Origin of the sequence: Intestinimonas butyriciproducens (assembly GCF_016901775.1) — a bacterium.
Lineage (GTDB): Bacteria > Bacillota > Clostridia > Oscillospirales > Butyricicoccaceae > Pseudobutyricicoccus.
This window is the reverse complement of record NZ_JACJKW010000015.1, coordinates 28,526-52,111: the sequence shown is the minus strand read 5'-3', so window position 1 is coordinate 52,111 and position 23,586 is coordinate 28,526. Positions and strand designations below refer to the sequence as shown.

Below are 23,586 nucleotides of genomic sequence, written 5' to 3'. Positions count from 1 at the left end.
GCCGATACAAGAATATGGTACCATAAATAACAAAAAACGACAACAACCACAGCCTCATCTCAACTCAAATAAATAGTTTTACTCATAATTCGGATCATCCCTTCAGACGCTCTGCCCGCCAAGTCTAATAAAACTCTTTGCCATCTGTCGTTTTTTATAAATTACCTATTCTTTCTGTTTCTAAAAATTAAACTCTCTCGCACCCAATAGCACAATATGGTTGACGCACAAAAGAAAACTATGATATGATGAATACGAACAAATGTTCGTTTTATCTCATCCCCTATTGGGGACATCCGCAAAGGAGGAAACCGGAGCATGAAAAACCGCACCTATATCGCCATTGATCTGAAAAGCTTTTATGCTTCGGTGGAGTGTCGGGAGCGGGGACTGGACCCCTTGGACACCCATCTGGTGGTGGCGGATGAAAGCCGCACCGACAAAACCATCTGCCTGGCGGTGACCCCCTCTCTGAAAAGCTATGGCATTTCCGGCCGTGGAAGGCTGTTTGAAGTCCGGCAGCGTATCAAAGAGGCCAATGCAGACCGGCGCCATGATGCACCGGGCCGCCGGCTGGCAGGCTCATCCCATTTCCTTTCCCAGCTCCAGGCCGATCCCTCCCTTGCCATCGACTTCATCATTGCGCCGCCCCGTATGGCCCATTATATGGAATACAGTACCCGCATTTATCAGGTATACATGAAATACATCGCCCCGGAGGACATCATCGTCTATTCCATCGACGAGGTCTTTATGGATGTGACAAACTACCTTGCCGCCTACCGGCTCTCTCCCCGGGACCTGGCCCGGAAAATCATTCTGGATGTGCTGGAAACCACCGGCATCACAGCCACGGCCGGCATCGGCACCAATCTTTATCTGTGCAAAGTGGCCATGGACATTGTGGCCAAGCACATTCCAGCCGACCAATACGGTGTGCGCATCGTAGAGCTGGACGAAATGAGCTACCGGCAGACCCTCTGGGCCCACCAGCCCCTCACCGATTTCTGGCGGGTGGGCAAAGGCTATGCCAGAAAGCTGGAAGAATACAGAATGTTCACCATGGGAGATGTGGCCCGGGTTTCTCTTACCAATGAGGACTTGCTTTACAAGCTGTTCGGCAAAAACGCAGAACTTCTCATCGACCATGCCTGGGGCTGGGAACCCTGCACCGTGGAAGCCGTCAAGGCCTACAAACCTGCTTCCAACAGCATGAGCTCCGGACAGGTTCTTCACCAGCCATATGATGCTGAAAAAGCAAGACTGGTGCTGCGGGAAATGGCGGACAGTCTTTCCCTGGATCTGGTGGACAAAGGCTTTGTCACCGATCAGCTGGTCATTACCATCGGTTACGACATGGAAAACCTCACCAATCCCCTCCGCCGGAAAACCTATCACGGCGAAATTGTGAAGGATCCCTATGGGCGGCAAATACCCAAGCACTCCCATGGCACCATCCCGCTGAGACGCTTTACTTCTTCTTCCAAACGGATCATGGACGCCGCCGGAGATCTGTTCGACCGGATTGCAGACAAAAACCTTTTGATCCGGCGGCTGAACATCACCGCAAACCATGTGATCCAGGAAGCCTCTGCCCCCTCCCCCCAAGGGGAGTTTCAGCAGCTTGACCTTTTCACCGACTATGCCGCTCTGGAAGCCAAACACAAGCAGGAAGAAGAAGAGCTGGAGAGGGAAAAAAGAATACAGCAAGCCATGCTGCATATTAAAAAGCGATATGGAAAAAACGCCATCCTCAAGGGAATGAACCTGGAGGATGGCGCAACGGCAAAGGAGCGGAACAGGCAGATCGGAGGGCACAAGGCATGAGCACAACTGAGAAATACGGTGACATCATCCATCTTCCCCACCCTGTCTCGGAAAAACATCCCCGGATGCCCATGCAGGACAGGGCCGCCCAGTTTTCCCCTTTTGCCGCCCTCACCGGTTATGAGGAAGCCATTTATGAGACCGGGCGTCTGACAGAGGAAAAAACGGAGCTGGGCGAAGAGGAAAAAGCAATACTGGACAGAAAACAGCGGCTCCTTCTGGAAAAACTGGATGAGTTGCCTTCTCTCACCGTCACCTACTTTGTTCCCGATGAGAAAAAATCCGGCGGTGCGTATATAAGGAAAGCTGGGAATCTCAAAAAAATCAATCCGTCTGAACGGTGGATGCTTCTCACAGACGGCACAAAGATCCCGCTGGATGATGTGATGAGCATAGAAAGCAAGCTTTTTTGCTATGTTTTCTGAATTCTGCTTCTCAATAGACCAAATAAAATATGATTTCTTTTAATCTATTTTTGTGCTGCTCTAAACCAAATCACCCAAATTCATTTCAAGAATCAATAAAAGCACCATCTTGTAAAAACAGATCATCCGCTCTATGAGTCATGAAGATCATAAAACTAGTAGAATTGTACGCATTCTACATTGCTTTGCTACTCCTTCTTAAAGTTAAAAGTCACGCTTTTCCTAGGAAATGCGTGACTTTTAACCTGCCGATCTTTTCCCTATCAAGAAACTAGATTGATCAATTCTTCAAAGCTTGTTATCACATCATATGTGATGCTGCTGTTGCTGATTGCCGCAAAATGGGCTTTGGCGCACTCAATCTTAGCCTCCTCCACACCGCGCAGCTCCATAGTGTCGTTGTTGCCTTTGGTTTCCGCCACGAAATAGACATGCTTCACAGTACCTTCATGGAAAGCAATCGCCCAGTCGGGGCTATATTTGCCTACCGGTGTAGAGATAAAGAAGGATTTCGGCAGTTTTACATAGACGGCAACTTTTTCATTGATATCCAACTGCCCGGCGAATTTGCGCTCTCCATCCGAATCGTAAATCAGATAGTCGTAGATGCTCCGGTCCACCGGCATGGCATTCTGCCCCAGCTTGCCCCGCAAGGTTGCCGCAGTAAAGATGTCAGTATCATAGACTGCATCCAGCTTATTGTAGGCAATATGCTGGATGATTGCCGTAGCTTTCTCGTTGTTGATAATTTTCCCCGCCTTGAGGATAAACTCCTCCGGGTTGAGGCGGTACATGGCAAACTTGATTGGTGCCATACCTGCCAAAATTGCAGCAACTGTGGCACGGGTCAGGCCTGTCTCTTCCACCAGCTTGCCCACCAGATCATAACGCACACTGCCCAGTACAGAACGGTCCGCCACCTCCTGGTCTCCCTTTTTCTGCCGGAAACCTTCTCCCTGAAGCAGCTGGTCTTTCGACTGGATCTTCGCCTCCTGCTCGCCGTACTCCTTTTTTACAAAAATGCGGGAGACCTCCAGATGGCTATTCAGCTTGTCAATGGCTTTCTGAATGAGATCCTTTGTGTCAAAAGAGACCGTATAGAAGGACTTCTGGTTGATCTTCTCCCAGAGTACCAGGAATTCCTTCTTTTTCAGCTTATCTGGGTCCACCTTGGCCTCTATATTATTTCCGTGGGCGTCCTCAAGCTCAACAGAGTGGCTGTCATAGATGGTAGACAGGATGGATACCACGGAGGCGGCGCAGTCTTTGACTTCGTCCGCCACTTGAACGGTACCGCTGGCTTTGTCGGCGTAGTACTTGTCCGTCAACTCGCCCCGCTTCACATAGCCGCTGCCGATCAAATCCTCGTAAATTGCCTCCGCCAGGTCCTGTGTGACCTTGACCTTTTCGCCGTTGGCATTGACCAGCTCCCTGCCCAGGAACAGCTGTGCATCCACCTTCTTGGGCCGGTCAGCCAGGGACTCAGCCAGGCCGTTCTGCAATGCTGTAGCAAACGCCGCAAATCCCATATCAGTAACCAGCGTCAGCTTGTTCAACTCCTGCACTTCGCTGCCCAGCACACTTTCATCCATGCGCTCACCCTGCTGATTGACGCACAGACGCAGGCCACGGCCGATTTCCTGTCGGTTCTTGATTTCCGAAGCGCTCTGGGGCTTCAAAGTGCAAATCTGAAACACATTGGGATTATCCCAGCCTTCCCGGAGAGCCGAGTGGGAAAAAATAAACCGCACCGGTTCCTTCAAACTGAGCAGCCGCTCCTTGTCCTTCATAATCAGGTCGTATGCGTCTGTATCATCAGAAGTTTGCTTCCACATTCGTCTGTAAGCGTTCTTGTCGCCAAACTGCGTATGTACCGCTGGTAGTGGTTTAATACAGCGCCTAAAGCCTGTCCGTCACCGCTTTTTGCGGCAAAAATAACCGATAAAGGCAGATTTTTCACGTTTGCGGCCATTCAAAACCCTCCTTTTCCAGATATTTGCGCATCAGTTTCAGTATGTAGGCACGGCGTTTTGAAATGTTTTGCCTTACTGTGTCAAGTTCTTTCCCGATTTCAGCGTCCGTCATTTCAAGGAAGTATGACAGCAGAATGACGTCCCTTTTATCCGCCGGAAGTTTTTCCAACGCTTCCGCCAGCAAATCGCCGTTGACAACTACCTCTTTTCCGTGAACATTGAATACATGCTCCGAATTGAAGTAATTATCGTATACCGCCAATTCGGAAAGTTCTTTATCAGAAAGTTCGTCAAACACCTTTTCTTTTACCGCCTGATTACTTAATTCCCGATAGATGTATTTTGCTTCGTTCTTCAAAACACGGGTGCAAAAACCGCCGAATTGATTTTGTATGCGCTCCTCATAAGACTTGGATTTTTTCATTTTCTCACCTCCTTTCTTTGCGAAAGTCGGTGTTGTTTTTCCCTTTCATTTAAGGAGTGCAAAACATGTCCTTTTGGCAACTCGGAAATTAAAAAAAGTTAAAAATTTTTCAGAATAGATTTCTTATAGCCTCAAATCAAGAGGGGCGCACGCTGATTAAAAAGCCGGCGAAAAAAAGAAAAAAGCCGTCCGCAGGAAAGTAAAACCTTCCTGCGAACGGCTTTCGCTGTATCTTTCTGCCTTCGTTTGCGAAGGCGTATTATTTATTACTTTTCCAAAAACCGCTGCAAAATCACTGCGGCTTCTGCGCGGGTGGTGGCGCCCTGCGGGTCGAGGACGCCGTCGCCCTTGCCGGAGATGAGCCCTGCGCCGACCGCCCAGGACACGCCCTCCTGCGCCCAGCCAGATACCGCGCCCGTGTCGCCGAACTGCGACAGGTCGCCACGCCCGGAAGTTTCCATACCCTTAAAGCCCGCATACCGCTGGAAAATGGCGGCAAGCTGCTCGCGGGTGATGCGGTCGTCCGGGGCAAAGGTGGAGGCGTCATAGCCCTGTACAATGCCGTTGGCGTTCGCCCATGCCACCGCCTTGGCGTACCACGCATCCGCCGGTACGTCCGCAAAGGCGCTTGCACTTGCCGAAGGCTCGCCCGCGGCCCGCCACAGCACCGTCACCAGCATACCGCGGGTAACAGGTTCATTGGGCGCGAACGAGGTGTCCGACACGCCGGAAAAGAGGCCGTTATTCACCACGTACTCCACCGCGCCTGCAAACCAGTTGTTTGTCCGCACATCGGTAAAGGAGCCGACCATTGGCGCGGCGCTCGACGGCGCAGAGGGCAGCCCTTCCAGCATGGATTCATCAAAGATGACAACCTTCAAATGCTCATCAAAGCCTTCATCAACACCGTTGAAGGGGACGTAAACATCCATATTGGGTATGGCCACCACACCTGCGCCATCGCCGCCGACACGGGTATTCGGGTACACCCGTTCCATGTTGGGCATCAGGATGGTTCCGCTGCCCGGCTGGATGGCGTCAGAGGTGTATATTTCAACAGTTCTGTAGCCGTCAAAGCCTTCTATCACCTTTGCCTGGTTCAGGTTTATGACGGGAATGGAATCTGATGTCAGACCATGAATGTTAAGAATTGTATCCGGCAGGGTTAGCGCATCCATCGGGCAGTGTGACAAAAAGTTATCCCATGTGGTGATGGCGGCAGGCCAGTTGGTGATCTGGCCAATGTTGTTACCCGCAAACGCCTCCCAGCCCATATATTCCAAGCTGTCCGGCAGGCGGACATCCATTTTTGATGTCCAATAGCGATCTTGCCGCCATACATCATCCCCATCGACCACCTCTACCTCGTAGGTCATATGGACGCCCGAGAAAGCATGCTGTCCGATATACTTCACTCCGTTGGGGATTTCCAGATAGGTAAGATCAACCTGGCCACTTCCGACAAACGCAGAGTCGCCGATATAGGTCAGGGCATCCGGTAAGTCAAGCATTGCGCTTGTGGGAACGCCGGCCTCGTGGTCGATATAGGTGACGCTCTCCGGAAGTCTGAAATCAGTTATTTTGGGGTCGTGCATCCCATAAGGAAATGCGTTGGGTCCGATATAGCGCAGCCCGTCCGGAAGGGACACGGTAGTGGAATGCCGGCTGGATTGCCACGCCGCCAATCCCAGCGTACCGGGACGGACATCGACATGGAGCGATGACCAGGGATCCAGTTCGGTTTCCTTAAAGCAGAATACGCTGCCAAGATAGTTTTCACCCCCCGGCAGGTTCTCCCAAAATGGGGTATTCTGAAAACTTCCCGTGCGTGAACTTTCATCGGCCGCATAGAGCACTTCCAGTGTGTTGGGGAAGGTAACATTGGTCAGTGAGGAGCAGTTGGCGAATGCAAGTTGTTCTATCCTTTTCAGCCCTTCCGGCAGCACGACATTGTTCAGACTATCGCAGCCGGAAAATGCGGCATCGCCAATCTCTTTTAAGCCGCTGCCAAAGTTGACTGTAGCCAAAGCCGACAGATCGGAAAAACCCTCTTCCGCAATATATTCCACGCTGTCCGGCAGCGTGATGGAGGTGACGTCGCCGCCATAGGGGGAGAAAGCGTCAGTAGCAATGCCCCTGACGCCGTCCGGCACGGTGACCACAGTATCATCGCCTGCATACTTCACCAGCTCTCCGCCAATGACAATAAAGGGGTCTCCGCCACGAGCCCTTACCTCGTTTGCTTTACGAACCGCCATATAGGTCTCGTTGAATGCGTTGGCGCCGATATATTCTACACCGGCTGGGATGGTGAAATTGTCTATGTTGCAGTTCATAAAAGCACGTTCACCGATGGATTTCAACGTGGAGGGCAAGTTGATTTCCGACAAACCCGGGGCGCTTGCAAACGCATTATCGCCAATGGTTTCCAAGCCTTCCGGCAGTGTAACCTTCGTCAGACTACTCACATAGTAAGCTGTATTTGGGTAATAGGCAAATGTTTCAATGTACTTCACGGTGTCCGGTACAACGACACTTTCCACCGTATCGGTGTCGTCACCCAGAAGATCAAGGTCTCCTATCCCCACCACGGTGTAGCCGTTGATTTGCGAGGGGATCACCAGGTCGGTTTCCGTGCCGTTATAGCCCATGATTTCAATGGTGTCCTCGGTAACAAAGCGGTAGTCGTAGACAACGCTTGGGTCTTCCGCCGCCATGGCGGTCACCGGCAGCAATCCGGCCAGCAGGCAAATGGCCATGAGCAAACCTAAAATGCGCCGCAAATTTCTCGTTCGTTGCATAGTAGTTTCCTCCTTTTTCAAAGTTTGGGGAGCAGGGGGGCAGCGCCCCCCTGTTTCCCTGTTGCTATTTTGCCACATCCTCGATGAACCGCATGAGGATGGCTGCCGCCTCGGCCCGGGAGGCCTGGCCTCTGGGATCCAAAACGCCGTCCCCCTTGCCGTTGATCAGCCCCTCCGCGTTGGCCCACTGGAGGGCCTCAAGGGCGTAGCCGCTGATCTCGTCCGCATCTGTAAATTTGTTCAGATCTGCTTTTGCGCTTACGTCATAGCCCTTGTACTGAGCGTAGCGGTAGAGGATGGCTGCCAGCTGTTCCCGGGTGATGGGATCATTGGGTCCGAAAGCCGTGTCGCTGTATCCTTCGACAATCCCGTGTTCCGCCGCCCAGGCCACCGCATCGGCATACCACGCGTCCAGAGGAACATCCAGGAAAGCAGTGCTTTCCTGGATTGAGGGCTTGCCCTCAATCCGATGGAGGATTGTCACGATCATGGCCCGGGAGGTGGTGCTCCCCGGTGCGAAGGTGGTGCTGGTGGTTCCGTTCATCCACCCATTCTCGTAGGCATAGGCCACCGCATCGTAGTACCACTCGTCTTCAGGTACGTCGGTGAAAGGCAGTTTCTCCGCTTCTTCTGGGACGAACTCCGCCTCCACGGTCACCTTACCGCTGGGCATCTCAAAGGTGTACTTGCCGCCGCCTTTATTGGTCAGTTCCAGTTCCTCACCCTTGCTGTCGGTGACGGTAAGGGTATCCAGCTCGTAACCTTCATCCGGCGTGACGGTCAAAGTCACCGTGTCACCCCGGGCGGCTCTTGTCCGGCTGCTCTCCACTTCACCATTCTCGCTGTCCTCCACCGTGATGGCATAGGTGCTCACGCCGCCACTGCCGCCACCGGGGGTGGGATCGGGCACCTTTGCTGCCCAGGCAAAGGCGTATTCCACATTGTTGTAGATATTGTCCTCCAGCTTCTCGGCATTGGTGAGCTTTTCGGCAATGTCCGTCATAGCGTAAGCCTTGCCGCTGCCACTCAGGGCTACATTGACACTCAGATTACCGACGGCCTCGCCCTCGCCCTTGTCCAGCGTGAGAATACCTTGATTGGTGATGCCGCCGCTGCCGTTAACAGTGCCTGCGGAACCGATGCTCAGATGCCCGGTGATATCCACGGCACCGTCCACCGTCAGTATAGAGTTGTTGGCCACATGGAATTCGCCGGCCACAGCGAGGGTGGAGCCGGTCTCCACCGCCAGGTTTACATTTGCGGAGGCGTCCTCCGTGCCGACCTTCAGTGTCCAGCGCTTGCCGGTGGGGACGGTGGCCTGGGCGTTTCCGGTGAGCGTGGCGGCGATTTTTCTGCTTGCGATGTCGCCGAAGTCCATCGTCATGCGGCCGGTGGTGAGGTTCACATTGCCGCCGGTGCCGATCCAGTCATCATCGCCCACAGCAACAGAGCCGCCGGCGGCGATGGTGGCCTTGCCCAGTATCCCGCCGGAAAGCAGGGAGGCGGGGCTCAGGGTGACTTTGCCGCCCTGTTCCACCGCGACCTCGGCGTACATTGCCACGGAGAGGGTGCCGCCGGAGGCGTCCAGCGTGCCTTTCACAGTGAGGGTGGAACCGCTCCGGTCGGTGCCGGAGATCGCATTCAGCGTACCATTGACCGTCAGCTTCGCGCCGGTCTCAATGACGGCATCCAGCGGGGTCTTCGTTGTGCCGTCCGTGCTCTGGAGGAGCCACGCCTCCTGATTCTCCGGGATCTCTGCCACGGCATTCTCGCTGAGGGTCAGCAGATCCTCCCCCATATCAAGGGTCAGCGTGCCGGAAGTGAGGTGGATTCGGGCGTTATTGTCTGCGCCCACAAAGGCTTCCGTCGTTCCATTAGCCGCCGGGATATTCAGCGTACCACCGGCCTCCACGGCGATGGAGCCGGGGCTGTTCAAGAAAGCGGGATTCGCCAGCTGCAGGGTCTTGCCTTCCGGCACCGTCAATGTGGCGTTTTCGCTGATTTTAAGTTCGGCCGTACCCGGGATGCTCAGAGTACTGCTGCCGTCTGTGCCGACTACTTCGGCGCTTCGCAGCAGAGTGATAACACCCTCATTTTCTCCCAGAGCCGCTACCGCACTTTCCAGGGTTTCATATTCCGTCACCACTTCTCCCTGGGTGACCGTGGCTGCCGCGGACGGAACGTCCATGATCGTTACGGACAGCAGGTCGTAGGGATAAACACCAAAGCCCACCGTGTATATCTGCGCGTCGCTACCGTTGTATTTGACGGAGAGCTTGCTCGGAATCTCAAAATAGTGTCCGCTGGGCACGGCCAGATCCAGATACAGTCGGCCACTGCCAGACCACCATACAGACCACCATATATCCTCAACCGTAACGTCTCCATCCACCTCGAATTGCGCCAACTGTTCCTCACTGAGGGAATAAATCGTTTCATCACCCAGCGCATCCCGCAGGACTTCCGGTCCGGTGATGTTGATCGAGGTGATTTTCTCCGGCTCAGATGTAGCGCCATCAACCGTGAACCAGTAACGATAGCTTTGTTTAAAGTGGGGGTCGTCATTGGTCAGCGCTTCTTTGCGCGCGTAGTTGATGATCTCGTCAATATCATTATAGTTTACAAATTTCTCCACCTCAAATGGGCCGCCAAAGGAATATTCCCCACTGGTTTCGCATTCGAAGTCTACCGCCAGCATATAGGTTTTTCCGGACTCAAAAGTTTCCGGTCTATCCTTAAGCACATATGTGGAGCCCACATAAGGCACCTCGTACCAATGGCCGTTTGCCTTCAGTCCCAGGGAACGGCTCGTTACGACTGCGGCGGCATATTTCTCCTGCACCAGGGTTGAGGCTCCCGCCACAGGCTTGTTGATAGCAATGGGGACGCTGTCGTGATCCCAGATTGTATCATCGCCGGACATACTAGAGACGCCCGCGTTTTTATACACCCGCAGATGGTCGCGGTATATCTCGGCCGTTTTCCCATCATTCGATACCCGAACCGAAGCTGCTCCATTGATTGACGCCGTCATATTGGGGTCAAACTTCGCGCCTTCCCGTGCTTCTACTGTGACGAAGAAGCCGTACCGAAACCGTTGGGCAAAGTGCGTATCCGTCGACTTCAAAGAACGCCATGTAGAGCCCTGATCCTCGCTGATCTTCAGCTCCGCTTCCTTGATGGTGAACATCGCCATATCACCGTAGGAGTGGATATAGTCATTGATTTGGAAGTTGTCCTCCTCAATTTGGATTTCCACCTTATCATGGGGCCATGCCTTGCTATTAATCTCGACATAATTGATTATGATTGGATTATCAGGGTTAAACAGCATAAACACTTCGATGGAATAGTCGGATTGGGATATGATTCTGGCGGTCTTTCCGTTTACCGTGACCGTGATCTCCTCGCCAAATTTGTATCCATCCGCTGCCTTTAGTTCAAGGCCAAGGGCATAGTGCCCGTTTTCATCATAAGCGTTGCTGCTGTATTGCCAATCCCAGTCTTTTGCTCCATCCCATTTGTAATAGCTTACTCTGGCCTGGTATATCCCTGCCACACTATCATTGATATGGGTTTGTGCCGCTTCCTGAGCCTCGGTGAAATTGATTCCGCTCGTTGGCTCCGGAATATCGGAAAAAGTCAGCTCTGAAATCTCCGTCGGCACCGTCGGCGTACTACCTACGGTAAACCATGCAACAATCGAGCTGATGTCTCCGTGCTCGGAAGTTTCTATTTCTATTCGATCGGGTGAGAGGCCACCGAAGGTAGCCGTCGCATTCTCCGAGATCACGCAGTTAAATTCAGCCTGCAATTCTATGTACAGACGGTAACACTTACCATTCTCAAAATTGTCTTCCCCGGAGACCAGATACTCTATGCCGCTGCCGCCGGGACCGGCGCACAGCTGCCAGCTAAAACCATCCACTTGGTACAGCGCATCCTCCGCTGTCCTCGGTCTTCCCAGCGGCTGCCCGGCAGCCGGCGCTTCCATATCCAGTTCAATTCTTTCAATTACGGTCGGGTTATAGGGTTGTTCTTCCTTGCTCCCAGTCTCATTGATATAGGCCGGGCTTTGCTCTGCCCAGTGCGGTACCGGTCCCGGATAAGAATAGGTATAGCCTGCTTGCATAGGGGCTACAGTGAAATAAAACTCGCCCGGATCCTTCAGCCATCCGCCAAAATCCCTTTCAGTGGCTTTAACGTCTTGAGCCCACATGAGTTTGCCGTTTTGATAAAGGGTGAGCCTGTAATTGCCTGCATTCTTCACAGCGTCCCATTTAGCAACCGTACCGTCCCAGCGAAGGTTTGTGGGTACAGCCAGGTCCGGATAGTCCGGGGCATAACCGCAAACCGTGCAGCTGCCATCGGTGTCCATGAGGTGGGCTGCCTTATCAGTCTGTTCTCTGCAGCCCTCCTCCAGACAGTCGCGCCAGTGGTTTTTTTCATCCCAGCGCCAAACGAGCGCCCACGGATGTGTGTCTGTTGGCGAATTTGATACTTTCTCCTGCTTCGGGTCATGGGGCTCAATCTCAAAGCGCAAGTTGGTGGGCGCCGCCGGCGCATCCGATGCCAGGGCCGCTGTAGTGAGCAGCCCCGCCGACAGGCACAGGGACAGCAGCAGGGAGGCTGCCCGCCGCAGTCGTTTTCCAGTTTTCTTCATTGCCTGATTCCTCCTTTGACAAAGCAATTATTTGATATAATCTTTATCCAATGAAGCATTGGACCCAGTAGATCCCCATTTCACCGCCAAGGACTACCCCGATTCCCACCTGATCCACCTCCGGATCCAGGATGTTGTAGCGGTGGTCGGGGGAGGCCATCCAGCCGTCAAAGATGACCTCCGGTGACACATTGCCGGCAGCGATGTTCTCACTGATCAGATAATAGGAGATGCCGGCGGCGTCCGCCCGGTAGTCCGGGCCGCGGCCCTCTGGATCCACATGGTCATAGTAGCCACGCTGGATCATGTCCGCGCCATGGTTTCGGGCAATGCCGGCCAGGGCGTTGCTCCAGGACAACGCGGGAAGTCCGTTCTCCGTCCGTGCCGTGTTCACCATCTCAAAGAGCACCTGCTCATACTCCTCGGAATAGCCCTCCACAGTGCCCGGCACCCCCTGGGCAGGCGCGCTGGCGGCCACATCGTCGATCAGGCCGTCAATGATGCCGTTAAGCTTTTCCACATCGGCTTCCTCAGGATTCAGCCGGCTGAGCAGGGTGCACAGCTCCGCCCGGGTCATGTATTCGTAAGGCGCGAAGCCGCTGCCCGTTCCTTTCATGATGCCCCTGTCCAGCGCCGTGGAGATTACGGCGCACACGTCCGCGTCGCCGGCGTATCCGGCATAGTCGCCCATGGACTGGGCCGATGTGCTCTCATAGTCAAATTCGATGTCATGGGTCATGAGGATGGCGTAGGCCGCATCCAGCCGGGTCAGGGGCTCCTCCGGATAGATATAGTGCCCCGGATACAGCGGCAGCAGCAGGCCGGCTCCCATACAGGGGGCGTACCATGCGTCAGAGCGGACGTCTGTCCAAAGGATATAAGCGTCTGACCGTTCCGTCAGGCCATACATGGAGGTCAGGATCCTCATGAACTCCGCCCGGCGGATGGTGTTGTTCGGCCCAAAGGTGCCGTCCGGATAGCCGCTGAGATACCCCTTTTCCGTCATGGCCTGGATGGTTTCCTCCGCCCAATGCCCCCGGGTATCGCTGAAGGCGAAGGCCTGCAGGGGCAGCGCGGCCAGGAGCAGCGCAAGGAAAGCAGCAAGCAATTTGCTATGTATCTTCATATGGAATCCCTCCTGTCCAGGATTTTATCCTATTCAATATAGCCGGAAATTGGCTTTGTATACATACTGTCGTCGGTTACAGGCTCGTAGCGCCCGCCCTGGTAGGTATCGCTCCAGCCGTTTTCCGCCCGGTAGATTTCGCCGGTTTGAGTATCGTAAACCCGTTCATATCCCAACGTGGCGTCACTCTGCTTCTGGCTGATAATATCCTGGCTGGTGCTGCGCGCTTCCCAGGAGGACATGATGCCGTCCAAAACAGCATTGCCGTTGGCGCTGAACTGCATCGCCTGCGCCACCTGCTCCTGCCCCGCCTGCTGCACGCTTTGCACATAAGCCTGGGAGTATTCCAGCGTCCCCATGCATTGGGTCAGCACGTCTTCCCACTCAATCAGCGTATCCTTTGCAGCGGTGACCGCCATGATATTGTACGCCATATAATAGCCGCCGTCCGCGCTGGGGATCTGATAGCCCGACGGAGCGCCCGCGGCAATCTGAACCGGTCCGAAATCTACCACCGTGGCGGCGAACATCCCTTCGCCTTCCCTGCCATCCTCTGTGAAGGTGGCGCGGAGCAGCTCGTCGCCCAGCGCCGCCTGCCCGAAATTGCCCGCAGACGGGAAACGCTCGGTAACAGTGAAATCCTCAAACCGTGGGAAGGTGTAGCCCGCGTAGCCTGGTTCTGCCTGCACGGCAAAGTCCGCATACTGGGGGAACAGCTTATAGAAATTTTCAGTGGACGGCTGCGCCAATACCGGCGCAAGGGTAAATAGGTACGCCTGGCTGTTGCCCGCTGCATAAGTGTACTGCCACGCCTCCTTCCCCGCCTGGCTGTGCAGCAGGGCGTCCGCTTTCAGCAAAACGAACATCTGGTTCAGCGGCTCCTCCGGGTCGGTTACGCGGATACTGTGATACATCCCGGTGCCTCCGCTGGATACCGACCAGCCGGCCGGGATTTGCATGCTGAACGAACCGTCCGGCGCGCTGTACAACTCTGTCTCGGTTGCTTTTGCTTTGGTTTTGGTAATGGTAACGTTTCCGCTGTCCGGCGTCTGAACCGGCATCCCGGTTTGCACGGGCGGCGCTTTAACGCCGCAGGCGGAAAGGACTGCTGCCAGCAGGGTAACGGATAACACCACTGGCAAGCGCCGCTTGCATTTGATTTGCACAGGCCGTCGGCCTCCTTCCGCATGGCAAGTATATTCGGCACAGCTTACTGTGCCGCCGCGCCTGTATCTTCCGGCGGCTGGAACCGGACGCCCTTCATCACCAACACGTTTTCTAGATGCTGGGTGATCCGGTCAGCCACGGCGGTCAAAGCACGCTGCTGTCCGGGAATGGACAGTCCGCAGCATGGCGCAAGCATAGCGAGTGTCATAATGGTTCCGCAACCGCCCTCTTTCACTGTGATAGAAAACTTGCTTACATTGCCGTAAATGTTTGCCTCCGCAATCACGTCCTTCGCCTCGCCATCGCCGTATTCTGCCTCCATCTGATCCAGCATGTCATATACGGCAAGCTGGACATTTTTTTTTGCATACGGGAGCATCCTTTCCATTACTTCCATTTTTCTGCCTCCTTCTTACAATTATTTTTTGAATGCCCGGCAGAGCATCCCCATTTGAGTCCATCCTGTTAATGTTGCAGATTTTTTTATTTCCCTCCAAACAACTGTCGGTCTCTGAAAAAAAATATAGCATAGTCCTGAAAAAAATATAAGTTTACAAACGTACATTTTTTGTTTTTCAGGGTTGAATTTTGTAAACCCCCGGCCATTTTGGGGTTATCAAATGTAAACTCTGGCCTGTTTTGGAGGGGTTAACATTTGTAAACCCCCTATTTTTCATGTATTTTTTTCTATTATTTGATATTTTGAGGCTGTTTTTACGAACATATATTTGCATATGAAAAAAGCAATAAAAAAAGCGGGGCAAACGCCTCGCTTTCCATTTCAAAGAATCAATGGATTATGTTTTTGTTTTTAAGATGTAAAATCCGCACGATATTTTTAAAATAGCACAGAAAAAGACAAACGCCATTTAAGAAGGGAGGAGAAATATACTTACAAATTTTCCGTTTCCGTTTTAAAGGGCTGGCCAATAGGTCCTTTGATTGTATTTCGTTCGCCCCATTGATAATAAAATTGCGTTAAATCCAGCCGGGTTCCTGTCTGCGTCTTGTCGTTCAGGCTGCGGATATGTTTATATAAAGCCGTCCTGGAAATCGCCAATTGTTCCGAGATTACCTGGAGGTTTTCGTTTGGCTCGGCAAGCAGCTGCTGAAAAACCTCCTTCTCACGCGGCGTCAGGGAGAAAACCTGTGTAAATTTTGAAAACTTGTCTGCCTCTCTGCGCTGCGCATCGTTCATCCTGGTAATCTCCCGCATTTGCGCGGCATACGCGGCCATTACAACCATAACCGCCGCGAACAAGAGCAGCACAAGCAGGATTGTGATAATACCGCCGCCTGCAAACAGCAGCGTAACCGAACCGTTTGTAACCAGGACGGCGCTGAGATTGTTAACCGCGCGGCCAAGACCTGCCCACAGCGCTGGAAACCGCATATGCAATGACAGCTCCATAAAGCTGGTGGTAAAGTATACCGCGAAAAAACCGGCAGTCAGGTAAAACACCACAAGCCCGATCAGGAACGGGTCTCCCAGCCATATTACCGCAACACACAACGTGGACAGCATCATCACACAGTACATGATGAGGTTCATAAACTTTCTTTTCCGTATATCAAACAAAAACCCTGCCATAAGCCCGCTAACAGCCAGGAGGATCCTTGGCCATTGCCCGACGTCCGCGTGTCCCGACGCGTGAGGGAGTGTTACCGCGTTGTCCAATGTGCTGAATACGCAGGCCATCAGCGCGACAAGCAACGCCAGCAAAAGCCCTGCCGACAGCTTTTTCCGGGACATGGCCGCCTCCTCATTTTGCCCGCTGCTTTCCGGTTCCGTTTCTTTCACATGCTTTAAGTACCGCTGCTGTGTCCACAGCATTAAGACGCACAGCATGGCTAAAAAAGCGGATAGAAAACCCGCTTCTGCGGTTTCGACATTGACCAGGTTGTTGTTTAAAAATTGCAGCAAAATCCCCAGGGCATAGGCTATCCCGACAATCCGCGCCAGCGCCGCGCTTGCCCGAACAATGCGCGCCGCTATGCTGTGGACCGCGCTGCCAAAAAAGCCAAGGACAAAAAACAGCACCATGCCGGATATGAGAATTGCCGCATAGGATAAATGCTGCTGCATAACGAATATACACACAATCGCTGCCAGCGCTAATGCCAGGGTAATGATACCCTGATACTGTCTTTTTACAAGGCGGCTCAGCGCCGGATACAGTAAAAAACCGGCTACGCTTACGCCCAGCGCATAGTTTTGCGCGTTTACGGCCTTTCTCGCCTCCGCGGTCAGCGCAATCATATTTACATACAAGTATTCCGCGCCTAAAAAGATAAAGGTAAACAGGCCAATTAAAAGGATGGCGCTTACCGTTGTCCGTTTCCTCAGTTCATCTATCATCATGTTTATGCCTTTCTATGTATTTTTCATTTTCATTATGTCTTTCATGAATCCAAACCCTCACGCAGTTCCTTTGTGTCTGTAAATTTTTCCGCAGGGATGCTATCATGTATGGTATCATTCATTTCTTTCATAGTTTCAAGCATTTCGGCATTGGGTATGTCGGTTGCGATTTCAAAAGGAATTTTACCCTGACGCACAACCTGACGCAAAAATATATTCATTGCAGTGGTCATGTTCAGTCCCATCTCTGCAAACATGGATTCCGCCTGTTTCTTTAATTCCGTATCCATGCGGATACTTATATTCGTTGTCGCCACTGTACCCATTTCCTTTCACTCTTAATATATTCACAAAATATGTACGTTGTCAATACAAAATCATTGTTTGCCAGGTATACCTGTGGCGGATTTTGGAGGTTTTCAGTACGACAGAATTTTCATATGCTTTTTTCAAAAACGGGTTGCTGAAAAGGCGTTTTCCGCACTCCTTATATATAGGGGAAAAACTAACTTTTACGGAATAGCAAGCAAAGCGAATGAGTACCCATTCGCGGTTTTTGCACTTTGTCGGCGGCCCCGAACTGTGCAAAATATTTTTGGGATAGTCCCAAACCCTTTAAGTGACGCCCGAAAACTTGTTTTCGCTGGCGGAACTTATGCAGACAATGGCTTGTCCATTGTCTGTAAACCCTAATTTATCGGAGGCTTACGCTATGGTGAACAGGAAACGCAATATACAGCTTAAAATATGGCTGACAGAGGAAGAACGGCGGCTGATTGACGAGAAAATGAAGCTGCTGCCTACTTCCCAAATCGGCGCGTACATACGGAAAATGGCGATTGACGGGTATATTATTTATACCGACACCGCCAACATAAAAGAGATGAATAAGGAGCTCCGCGCAATCGGCCGCAACATAAACCAGATTGCAAAGCGCGTCAATTCCACCGGTGATATATACCGCGGGGATATTACGGAGCTTCGGGAAAGGCTCGGCGAGATATGGCAATTACAAAGAACCATCCTATCAACGCTACGCTGAAAAAGGCGGTTGACTATATCTGTAACCCTGCCAAAACGGACGGTACGCTACTGGTATATTCCTACGGCTGTGCCCCGGAAACAGCGGATATTGAATTTGAATGGACGCGGGAAAAGGCGCGGGAGCCGGGCCCGCATTTAGCCCGGCACTTGATACAGGCGTTTAAGCCCGGCGAGACCACGCCGGAACAGGCGCACGAGATAGGGAAACAGCTTGCGGAGGAGGTTTTGGGCGGCAAATATGAATATGTGCTGACAACGCACATAGACCGCGGCCATATCCATAACCACATCATTTTTAACGATGTCAGCTTTGTTGACTTCAAACACAGCCATGTCAACCGGAAGTGGAAAAGCCGCGTCCGACGTATCAGCGACCGGCTGTGCGGGGAGCACGGTTTGTCCGTCATACCGCCAAATGAGAATAAAGGCAAAAGCTACATAGAACACACCGCCGCCCAACAGGGCACGAGCTGGAAAGCGCAGATAAAAGCGGATATTGACAAGGTGGTTTCACGGGCAACAGACTTTGAAGATTTTCTCCTGCGTATGGAGATTGCCGGCTATGAGATAAAGCAGGGCAAATACATTTCATTCCGCCCAAAGGGAAAAGAACGGTTTACAAGGGGCAAGACCTTAGGCCCGCGCTATACCGAAGAAGCAATCAAAGGCAGGATCGCCCAGAGAACAAAATCACCGAGACCGGAGCGCCGTATCAATCTTTTGATAGATATTCAAAACAATATCAAGGCGCAGGAAAGCAAGGGCTACGAGCATTGGGCGAAGCTGTATAATTTGAAACAGGCGAGCAAAACGCTGAATTTCCTGACCGAACACAACATCAGTACGTATGAGGAATTGGAACGGGAAACAGAGAAAATACACGCCTCTTTTGACGACGTTTCGGAGCAAATCAAGGGGACGGAAAAGAGTATAAACGAAACCGCCCTCCTGATAAAACACGCTGAGACCCACTCCGCTTGTAAGCCGGTTTACGAGAAATACAAAAGAGCGAAAAACAAGGCCGCCTTTGAAAATAAATACCGCAGGGAAATCGTTTTGTTTGAGGCTTCGGCTAAATATCTGAAAGGGAAAGAAGCGCTGCCGATTGACGCATTAAACCGTGCCGCCGGAGAACTGGCACAGCAGAAAAAGGAACTGCATAGAATGGAATATGCTCCGTTCGGAAAAGATAGTTTTCCTGTTTTCCCAAATACACCTTGCCGTCGTCGCCCACAAAAGCAATCATCCCTTTATAGTTGCTGTTGCAGGCCGACTGAACATGTATCAAATGGCGCCCCGGCTTTTCAAAATCTCTTTCCTGCTTTTCCGGTATGTCTGCCAAAAATATCTTTTCATATTCCGCAAGCTCCGACGGAAGCACATCGTTTTCAAGCTGCCCCAAATCTGCAAGCATTTCCTTGATTTTATCAAGGTTGTTTTCTAAAAGGCAATCGGATAAATGTTCGGGTACGTCCACGGCAGAGTATTTTTCGCCGTACTCTTTATCGTGGGAACGGAAGAAGCTGTCAAGGTCTAATGCCAGTTCCATAGAACGCTCAACCTTCCTATCCAAAAAATCCGGTTCGCGCGCAAAGGGTACAACCCGGTACTGTTCGGGAACAGTAAAAATATCTCCGTTATATACCTCCGCAAAACGGGCGCGGTTCGTTTCAAGATAACACCCGTCAAGCAGGACGCCGCCATCTTCTTTGCATAAATCCTTGCCGCATTTTTCAAAGTTAATGTAATCAATTAAAAATCCAAGCCCGGATATGTCAACTCCGCGTTCAGCAAGAAAATACCGCGTTACATCTTCATAATCGTATATATTGTCTATAACATTGTAACACTCCGTATTCTGCGCAAGGTTTATGAGGTCTGATATATACATGCAATGCTCGCCCGCTTCAATCGCCGCCGAAAAAACAAGTTTCTCGTCAGGCGTCATACCGTCCAATAGCTCCGCAAGATAATTCAGTTCGTTTATGCTGTTTTCATATACCTTATTCCCTGATACATAGGTAGTTTCACAGATGTTGTCTATTGTTTGAAAATCCTCGTAAGGCGTTTCAAACCTTATCAGGAAATATAAATCACGGCTTGCATTTTCGGGCAGCCCTATTTCTTTGAGCGCGCTGTTTATTGCCTCCGCCGTTGTGGGAAAGGTAATATCCACGGTATTCTCAGGGTCTTGTTTATTTACAAGGGTAAACTGAAATACATAGCTTTCACCGCTCATAAGCTCTCGCCTCCAATCTCTTTATTTTTCGTTTTGGGAATGTCCTTTTTCTCCGCGGTATTTTCCTTTATTGCCGCAAGCTGCTGCCGGATAGAGGGCTTTTTATCCTCCGCCTTATACGGCAGGGCAATGATTTCCCCGCCGATACTTAAAAAGGTCTCCGGGTTTTTGAACATATCCCCGTATTTTAATACCTGCTCGTCCGATAAGCTCCCGAAATTTTCTTCTGTAAGACCCGTAACAAGGAATGTCCCCGCCATAATTTCAATCATATTTTTGTCGTCGTCATAGATGGCGCGGTTCAGAGGAAGGCCGTTTATTTTGCCTTCCTCATTACAGATAATACAAACAGCGTCCTCATACGGATAAAAGGCTTCAATGAGGCCGCCGACTTCTTTTTGCAGGGATTCCAAACCGCTTTCAATGTCTTTTATGTACGGTTCCTTGCACGGCTCTACAACCAATGCGCGAATGGTATCACTCAACCTCATCACCCCCCAAACGGCGGTATAAATTCAATCGCCGAAAATTCAAGGTCGGTCATAGCCCGGAATTTTGCTATGATATTTTTGGTTATACTCTTTAATTCGTCGTCCTCCATATAAAATAATGCGTCCTGCATATCGGCGATTAAAGCGCTTTTACAGGACATATCAAAAATACAAATCAAATTTATTTCCTCGTCTGAAAAATGTATCATAGGGAAAGTTCCTCCTTTTTGGGTGCGGATTTTTTTGGCGCCGCCGATTTCCCTTTGTTTTCGGCAAGCTGCTTTTTGATAGATTTCTTTTTTCCGGTTTGGGCTTTTACAGGCTTTGACCGTTCAGCGGCCTTGTTCTGCGCCTGTTCACGCTCTAAAAATTTATCCTCGATTGCGTCAATAAATTCTGCCGCCGTATTACGGATTGTTTCAAGAGAGGCTTTCAGTTCCTCCGTTTCCCGTCCGCTGCTCCAGCTTGCAATATATCCGAATGAGTAATCGGAGGTATCAATACCAAAGTGCTGGCATACGGTATACGCCACGCTTTCCGCCTGCACCTCACGGGTGCGTCGGTCAATTTTAACCGCGTCCGGTTGAGCTTCCTTTTCAGGTAAAGCGTGCAGCTTTGCGTGGGCGATTTCATGAACAGCGGTTTTGACCGTCTGCAATTCGCTGATGTTTTCTTGAATTGCAATGCGTCTGTCCTCTAAATGGTAATATCCGTTGGCGCCGCTTTCTATTTGTTCAAAGGCTACAGGGACTGGGGAAATCTGCTTTAACGCTTCAAAAAATTGATTGTATTCCTCTACGTTGCCCGTGAGCTGATGAACGCCGAGCGTAGGCAAAGCCATCCGGCTCCATGGAGCCTTCCACATACTTCTGCGCGATTTCCTTCGCTTCTTCCAGTGTGGGATAGTCCAGTTTTTCATCAAAACCATTCTCAAAAGGGTGATAAACAACAACCTCATACCGGGATGTCTGTTCCCGCTGCGCAGCCAACACAGGGGCGTCCTCCACACGAAATCCCATCGGTGGAGGGTCAAGCTCCATCAAAAACTCCTGTGACATCGTGTGTCCCTGCTTGTCCCGGTAGAAAACAAGGGTAAAGGGTGCACCGTAGAAGGTTTCCTCTTTAATATCCCGGACAAATCGCTCTGCATCCGCATACTCCACAGTTTCCACTGGCATTCCATCTGTTCCAAGATATTCGATACAGCCCACAGGTCGGGAAACAGAAAAAGCAGAGGATGCTTCCGCATTCTCTGCTTCATCAATTTTCTGTATTTGTTCTTTCTCCGAAGGGAACAGGCTTAGTTGTTGATCAGCTCCGCCATCAAGATTTCTTCTATCTGAGCTGTGCATTTGATCACAAAGCGGAGATTTATATGCCTGGATAACAGTGGAACGAGGCTTCGCCCAATCCTTTCCGTTTTCTGAAAGCCGTTCCATCATACGCCGGACAATCCCCCTATACTTTTTCACTTTTATTCCCTTCAAATTGATCCTCCTTTCCCAGCAAAGAAAAAGTGGGAAATCTCAAAGGATTTCCCACTTTTTAGTTCCCCTGACCAGATCAGGGGCGCTTCTTGCCCCCTGATCTTTATAGAAAGGGGGGGCTGACAATGGTTACATATTCTGATCTGATTCAGACAGGTATTTTAGTCGTTGCCATTATTGCCCTGTTCATTCAGGCCAATAAAAAGAAGTAACCGCCCGGCCTTCCCAAACCAGCGGTTACTTCAGTAATCAGGTAGGGGGCTAACCGTTTGCCGGTGGCACCCTTTTTCTATGTTCAGTATAATTCAAGGCCGCTGAAATGTCAATATTACTGAGATACTTCCGGTCTGCCTACGCTGTCAAAACCTTTTTGCCGGAGAGCACCACATTATTCGATCCGCTGAAGCAATGGATGTTTCACCGCTCTGAAGCTCTTTCTGCTCTTTCCCGTTTTTTCATTCGGGACAGCTCCAACAAATAACGAACACGCTTTTGCATATGTCCTTCAATGGCTTTCAACCGTTCTTCCGGAAGATTGAGGTGAGGATGCCGGGTAAAGGTAAATCCAATCAGCTTTCTCAGCTGTTCTGCCTGCACCTTCCCCATCACTTCCCGGCAGATAGCTTCATAAGTGACGCTGCCATAAGGGGTCGTTCGTGTACGGGCATATGCATCCAAGTTGGCCAGATCGGATTCCATGGCAAAATTAAACAGCGACAAGCCATTATCAAAAATTGGTGCGGCTCCCAGCACTTCGCCGGTATGGTTATTGCGCAAAATACCAAAATTGCCGAAATGCCGATCCTCATTGTAAATTACGGCGTCAAACACCAGCATACTCTTGACTTGCTCATAGGCATCCTTACCCAGCTTTTCATAATAAGCCAGACAAGCTGGCAGACCACCAGAAGTGACGATCCGTCCAATGGGAACAAATGCAGTGTGTATGTCGGTAAACAATTTGCACTTGGAAGCCAGGATACCTTTCCAATTTTCCAAATCATACTGAACAGCATGAAGTCCCATCGCTTCTGCCACCTGGCAGGCGTAGTATTCACTATATGGCTCTTTTCCGGTATTGGCCGCACCGGAAGTTCCACCTTTGTACAGCCAAATTCCCTCTTTGCCCAAAAACCGCCAGGCTTTGGGAAGCATACCACCTGTGGTCAGTTCCGGCGAAGTAGTAAACACTTGATGGCTGCTTCCCGCACCAGTGTAGGCTACCAAAGCCAGGATCTCCGAAAAGCGATTTTCGTACAAATTATACTCTGCAAAGCTGCCCTCAAAACCAGCAGGGACAACCCAATAGCTGTCATTCAAAGATAGCCCTTTGCACACATCAATAATGCCTTTTGTGTCATTGACAGACAGCCCCAAGGTCTTTAAGATCTCGTCCACAAAGGTGCGGTTTTTGGGAATTACCCGCCGCCGCAGCCATTGAAGCAAATTTTCATCACAGCTGTCTCCGTACCATTCCAAAGGAAGCAGACTGCGTTTTTCTGATTTCACCCCGGTCACATGAGCCACAAGGCCCTGGATTCCTTTTTCCTCCAGGGT

General features: G+C 51.2%; 18 protein-coding genes and 2 pseudogenes. 4 read left to right on the top strand and 16 right to left on the bottom strand.

What is annotated here, in order from left to right; all coding sequences use genetic code 11:
* The first annotated feature begins 318 nt into the window (after positions 1–318).
* Together H6A25_RS09090 and H6A25_RS09085 are read left to right on the top strand one after the other, a co-directional pair.
* Positions 319–1,827 carry a DNA methylase gene (locus tag H6A25_RS09090; RefSeq protein WP_204751830.1) on the top strand — a complete coding sequence of 503 codons (1,509 nt, stop codon included), beginning with the start codon at positions 319–321 and terminating at the stop codon, positions 1,825–1,827.
* On the top strand, positions 1,824–2,252 hold the full coding sequence (locus H6A25_RS09085) for a hypothetical protein (RefSeq protein WP_204751827.1): 429 nt from the start codon (positions 1,824–1,826) through the stop codon (positions 2,250–2,252). Before H6A25_RS09090 ends, H6A25_RS09085 begins: the two co-directional genes overlap by 4 nt.
* Positions 2,253–2,515: 263 nt before the next feature.
* Here the strand turns inward: H6A25_RS09085 and H6A25_RS09080 are convergent, their stop codons facing one another.
* From H6A25_RS09080 to H6A25_RS09035, 10 genes are all read right to left on the bottom strand, one after another.
* The gene (locus H6A25_RS09080) at positions 2,516–4,087 is read right to left on the bottom strand and encodes a hypothetical protein (RefSeq protein WP_204751826.1); all 1,572 of its coding nucleotides are present in this window, start codon (positions 4,085–4,087) and stop codon (positions 2,516–2,518) included.
* Positions 4,045–4,224 (bottom strand): helix-turn-helix domain-containing protein, encoded by a 180-nt coding sequence (locus H6A25_RS09075; RefSeq protein ID WP_204751824.1) that lies wholly within the window; start codon positions 4,222–4,224, stop codon positions 4,045–4,047. The genes H6A25_RS09080 and H6A25_RS09075 overlap by 43 nt, the downstream gene beginning before the upstream one ends.
* Positions 4,209–4,649, bottom strand: a complete 441-nt coding sequence (locus H6A25_RS09070; RefSeq protein WP_204751822.1) for an RNA polymerase sigma factor — start codon at positions 4,647–4,649, stop codon at positions 4,209–4,211. The genes H6A25_RS09075 and H6A25_RS09070 overlap by 16 nt, the downstream gene beginning before the upstream one ends.
* Positions 4,650–4,915: 266 nt before the next feature.
* Positions 4,916–7,450, bottom strand: a complete 2,535-nt coding sequence (locus H6A25_RS09065) for a leucine-rich repeat protein (protein ID WP_204751820.1) — start codon at positions 7,448–7,450, stop codon at positions 4,916–4,918.
* Between the two features lie 64 nt (positions 7,451–7,514).
* Positions 7,515–12,113, bottom strand: coding sequence for an S-layer homology domain-containing protein (locus H6A25_RS12820; RefSeq protein ID WP_243423305.1), 4,599 nt, complete (start codon positions 12,111–12,113; stop codon positions 7,515–7,517).
* 43 nt (positions 12,114–12,156) lie between these two features.
* Positions 12,157–13,239, bottom strand: coding sequence for an S-layer homology domain-containing protein (locus H6A25_RS09055; RefSeq protein WP_204751818.1), 1,083 nt, complete (start codon positions 13,237–13,239; stop codon positions 12,157–12,159).
* A 29-nt stretch (positions 13,240–13,268) separates the two neighbouring features.
* The gene (locus H6A25_RS09050) at positions 13,269–14,405 is read right to left on the bottom strand and encodes a hypothetical protein (RefSeq protein ID WP_204751816.1); all 1,137 of its coding nucleotides are present in this window, start codon (positions 14,403–14,405) and stop codon (positions 13,269–13,271) included.
* 44 nt (positions 14,406–14,449) lie between these two features.
* Positions 14,450–14,803 carry a hypothetical protein gene (locus H6A25_RS09045; protein ID WP_177660187.1) on the bottom strand — a complete coding sequence of 118 codons (354 nt, stop codon included), beginning with the start codon at positions 14,801–14,803 and terminating at the stop codon, positions 14,450–14,452.
* A 495-nt stretch (positions 14,804–15,298) separates the two neighbouring features.
* The gene (locus H6A25_RS09040) at positions 15,299–16,768 is read right to left on the bottom strand and encodes a LuxR family transcriptional regulator (protein WP_204751814.1); all 1,470 of its coding nucleotides are present in this window, start codon (positions 16,766–16,768) and stop codon (positions 15,299–15,301) included.
* Between the two features lie 41 nt (positions 16,769–16,809).
* Positions 16,810–17,094, bottom strand: a complete 285-nt coding sequence (locus H6A25_RS09035; protein WP_204751812.1) for a type II toxin-antitoxin system RelB/DinJ family antitoxin — start codon at positions 17,092–17,094, stop codon at positions 16,810–16,812.
* A 386-nt stretch (positions 17,095–17,480) separates the two neighbouring features.
* Here H6A25_RS09035 and H6A25_RS09030 point away from each other — a divergent pair, with 386 nt between their 5' ends.
* Positions 17,481–17,810 (top strand): plasmid mobilization protein, encoded by a 330-nt coding sequence (locus H6A25_RS09030; protein ID WP_204751809.1) that lies wholly within the window; start codon positions 17,481–17,483, stop codon positions 17,808–17,810.
* Positions 17,771–18,151 (top strand): annotated as a pseudogene (locus H6A25_RS13195) (relaxase/mobilization nuclease domain-containing protein); the annotation flags it as partial. The gene H6A25_RS09030 and the pseudogene H6A25_RS13195, both read left to right, overlap by 40 nt.
* A gap of 733 nt (positions 18,152–18,884) precedes the next feature.
* On the opposite strand, the gene H6A25_RS12810 reads toward H6A25_RS13195, so the two are convergent.
* The 6 genes and pseudogenes from H6A25_RS12810 to H6A25_RS09005 all read right to left on the bottom strand — a co-directional run bounded on the left by H6A25_RS12810 (position 18,885) and on the right by H6A25_RS09005 (position 23,556).
* Complete coding sequence (locus tag H6A25_RS12810; protein WP_243423311.1) at positions 18,885–20,051, bottom strand: antirestriction protein ArdA; 1,167 nt, start codon at positions 20,049–20,051, stop codon at positions 18,885–18,887.
* Positions 20,048–20,536, bottom strand: coding sequence for a DUF3846 domain-containing protein (locus H6A25_RS09020; RefSeq protein ID WP_204751805.1), 489 nt, complete (start codon positions 20,534–20,536; stop codon positions 20,048–20,050). Before H6A25_RS09020 ends, H6A25_RS12810 begins: the two co-directional genes overlap by 4 nt.
* 5 nt (positions 20,537–20,541) lie before the next feature.
* Entirely contained in the window at positions 20,542–20,751 is a 210-nt protein-coding gene (locus tag H6A25_RS13190) for a transposon-transfer assisting family protein (RefSeq protein ID WP_204751803.1), read from the bottom strand.
* 143 nt (positions 20,752–20,894) lie between these two features.
* Positions 20,895–21,377: pseudogene (locus H6A25_RS09010) on the bottom strand (ImmA/IrrE family metallo-endopeptidase); the annotation flags it as partial.
* A complete protein-coding gene (locus tag H6A25_RS12805) occupies positions 21,316–21,984 on the bottom strand; it encodes a hypothetical protein (RefSeq protein ID WP_243423303.1) in 669 nt (222 codons plus the stop codon). The gene H6A25_RS12805 and the pseudogene H6A25_RS09010, both read right to left, overlap by 62 nt.
* Before the next feature lie 462 nt (positions 21,985–22,446).
* Positions 22,447–23,556 carry an XRE family transcriptional regulator gene (locus tag H6A25_RS09005; protein WP_345941601.1) on the bottom strand — a complete coding sequence of 370 codons (1,110 nt, stop codon included), beginning with the start codon at positions 23,554–23,556 and terminating at the stop codon, positions 22,447–22,449.
* Positions 23,557–23,586: the final 30 nt, after the last annotated feature.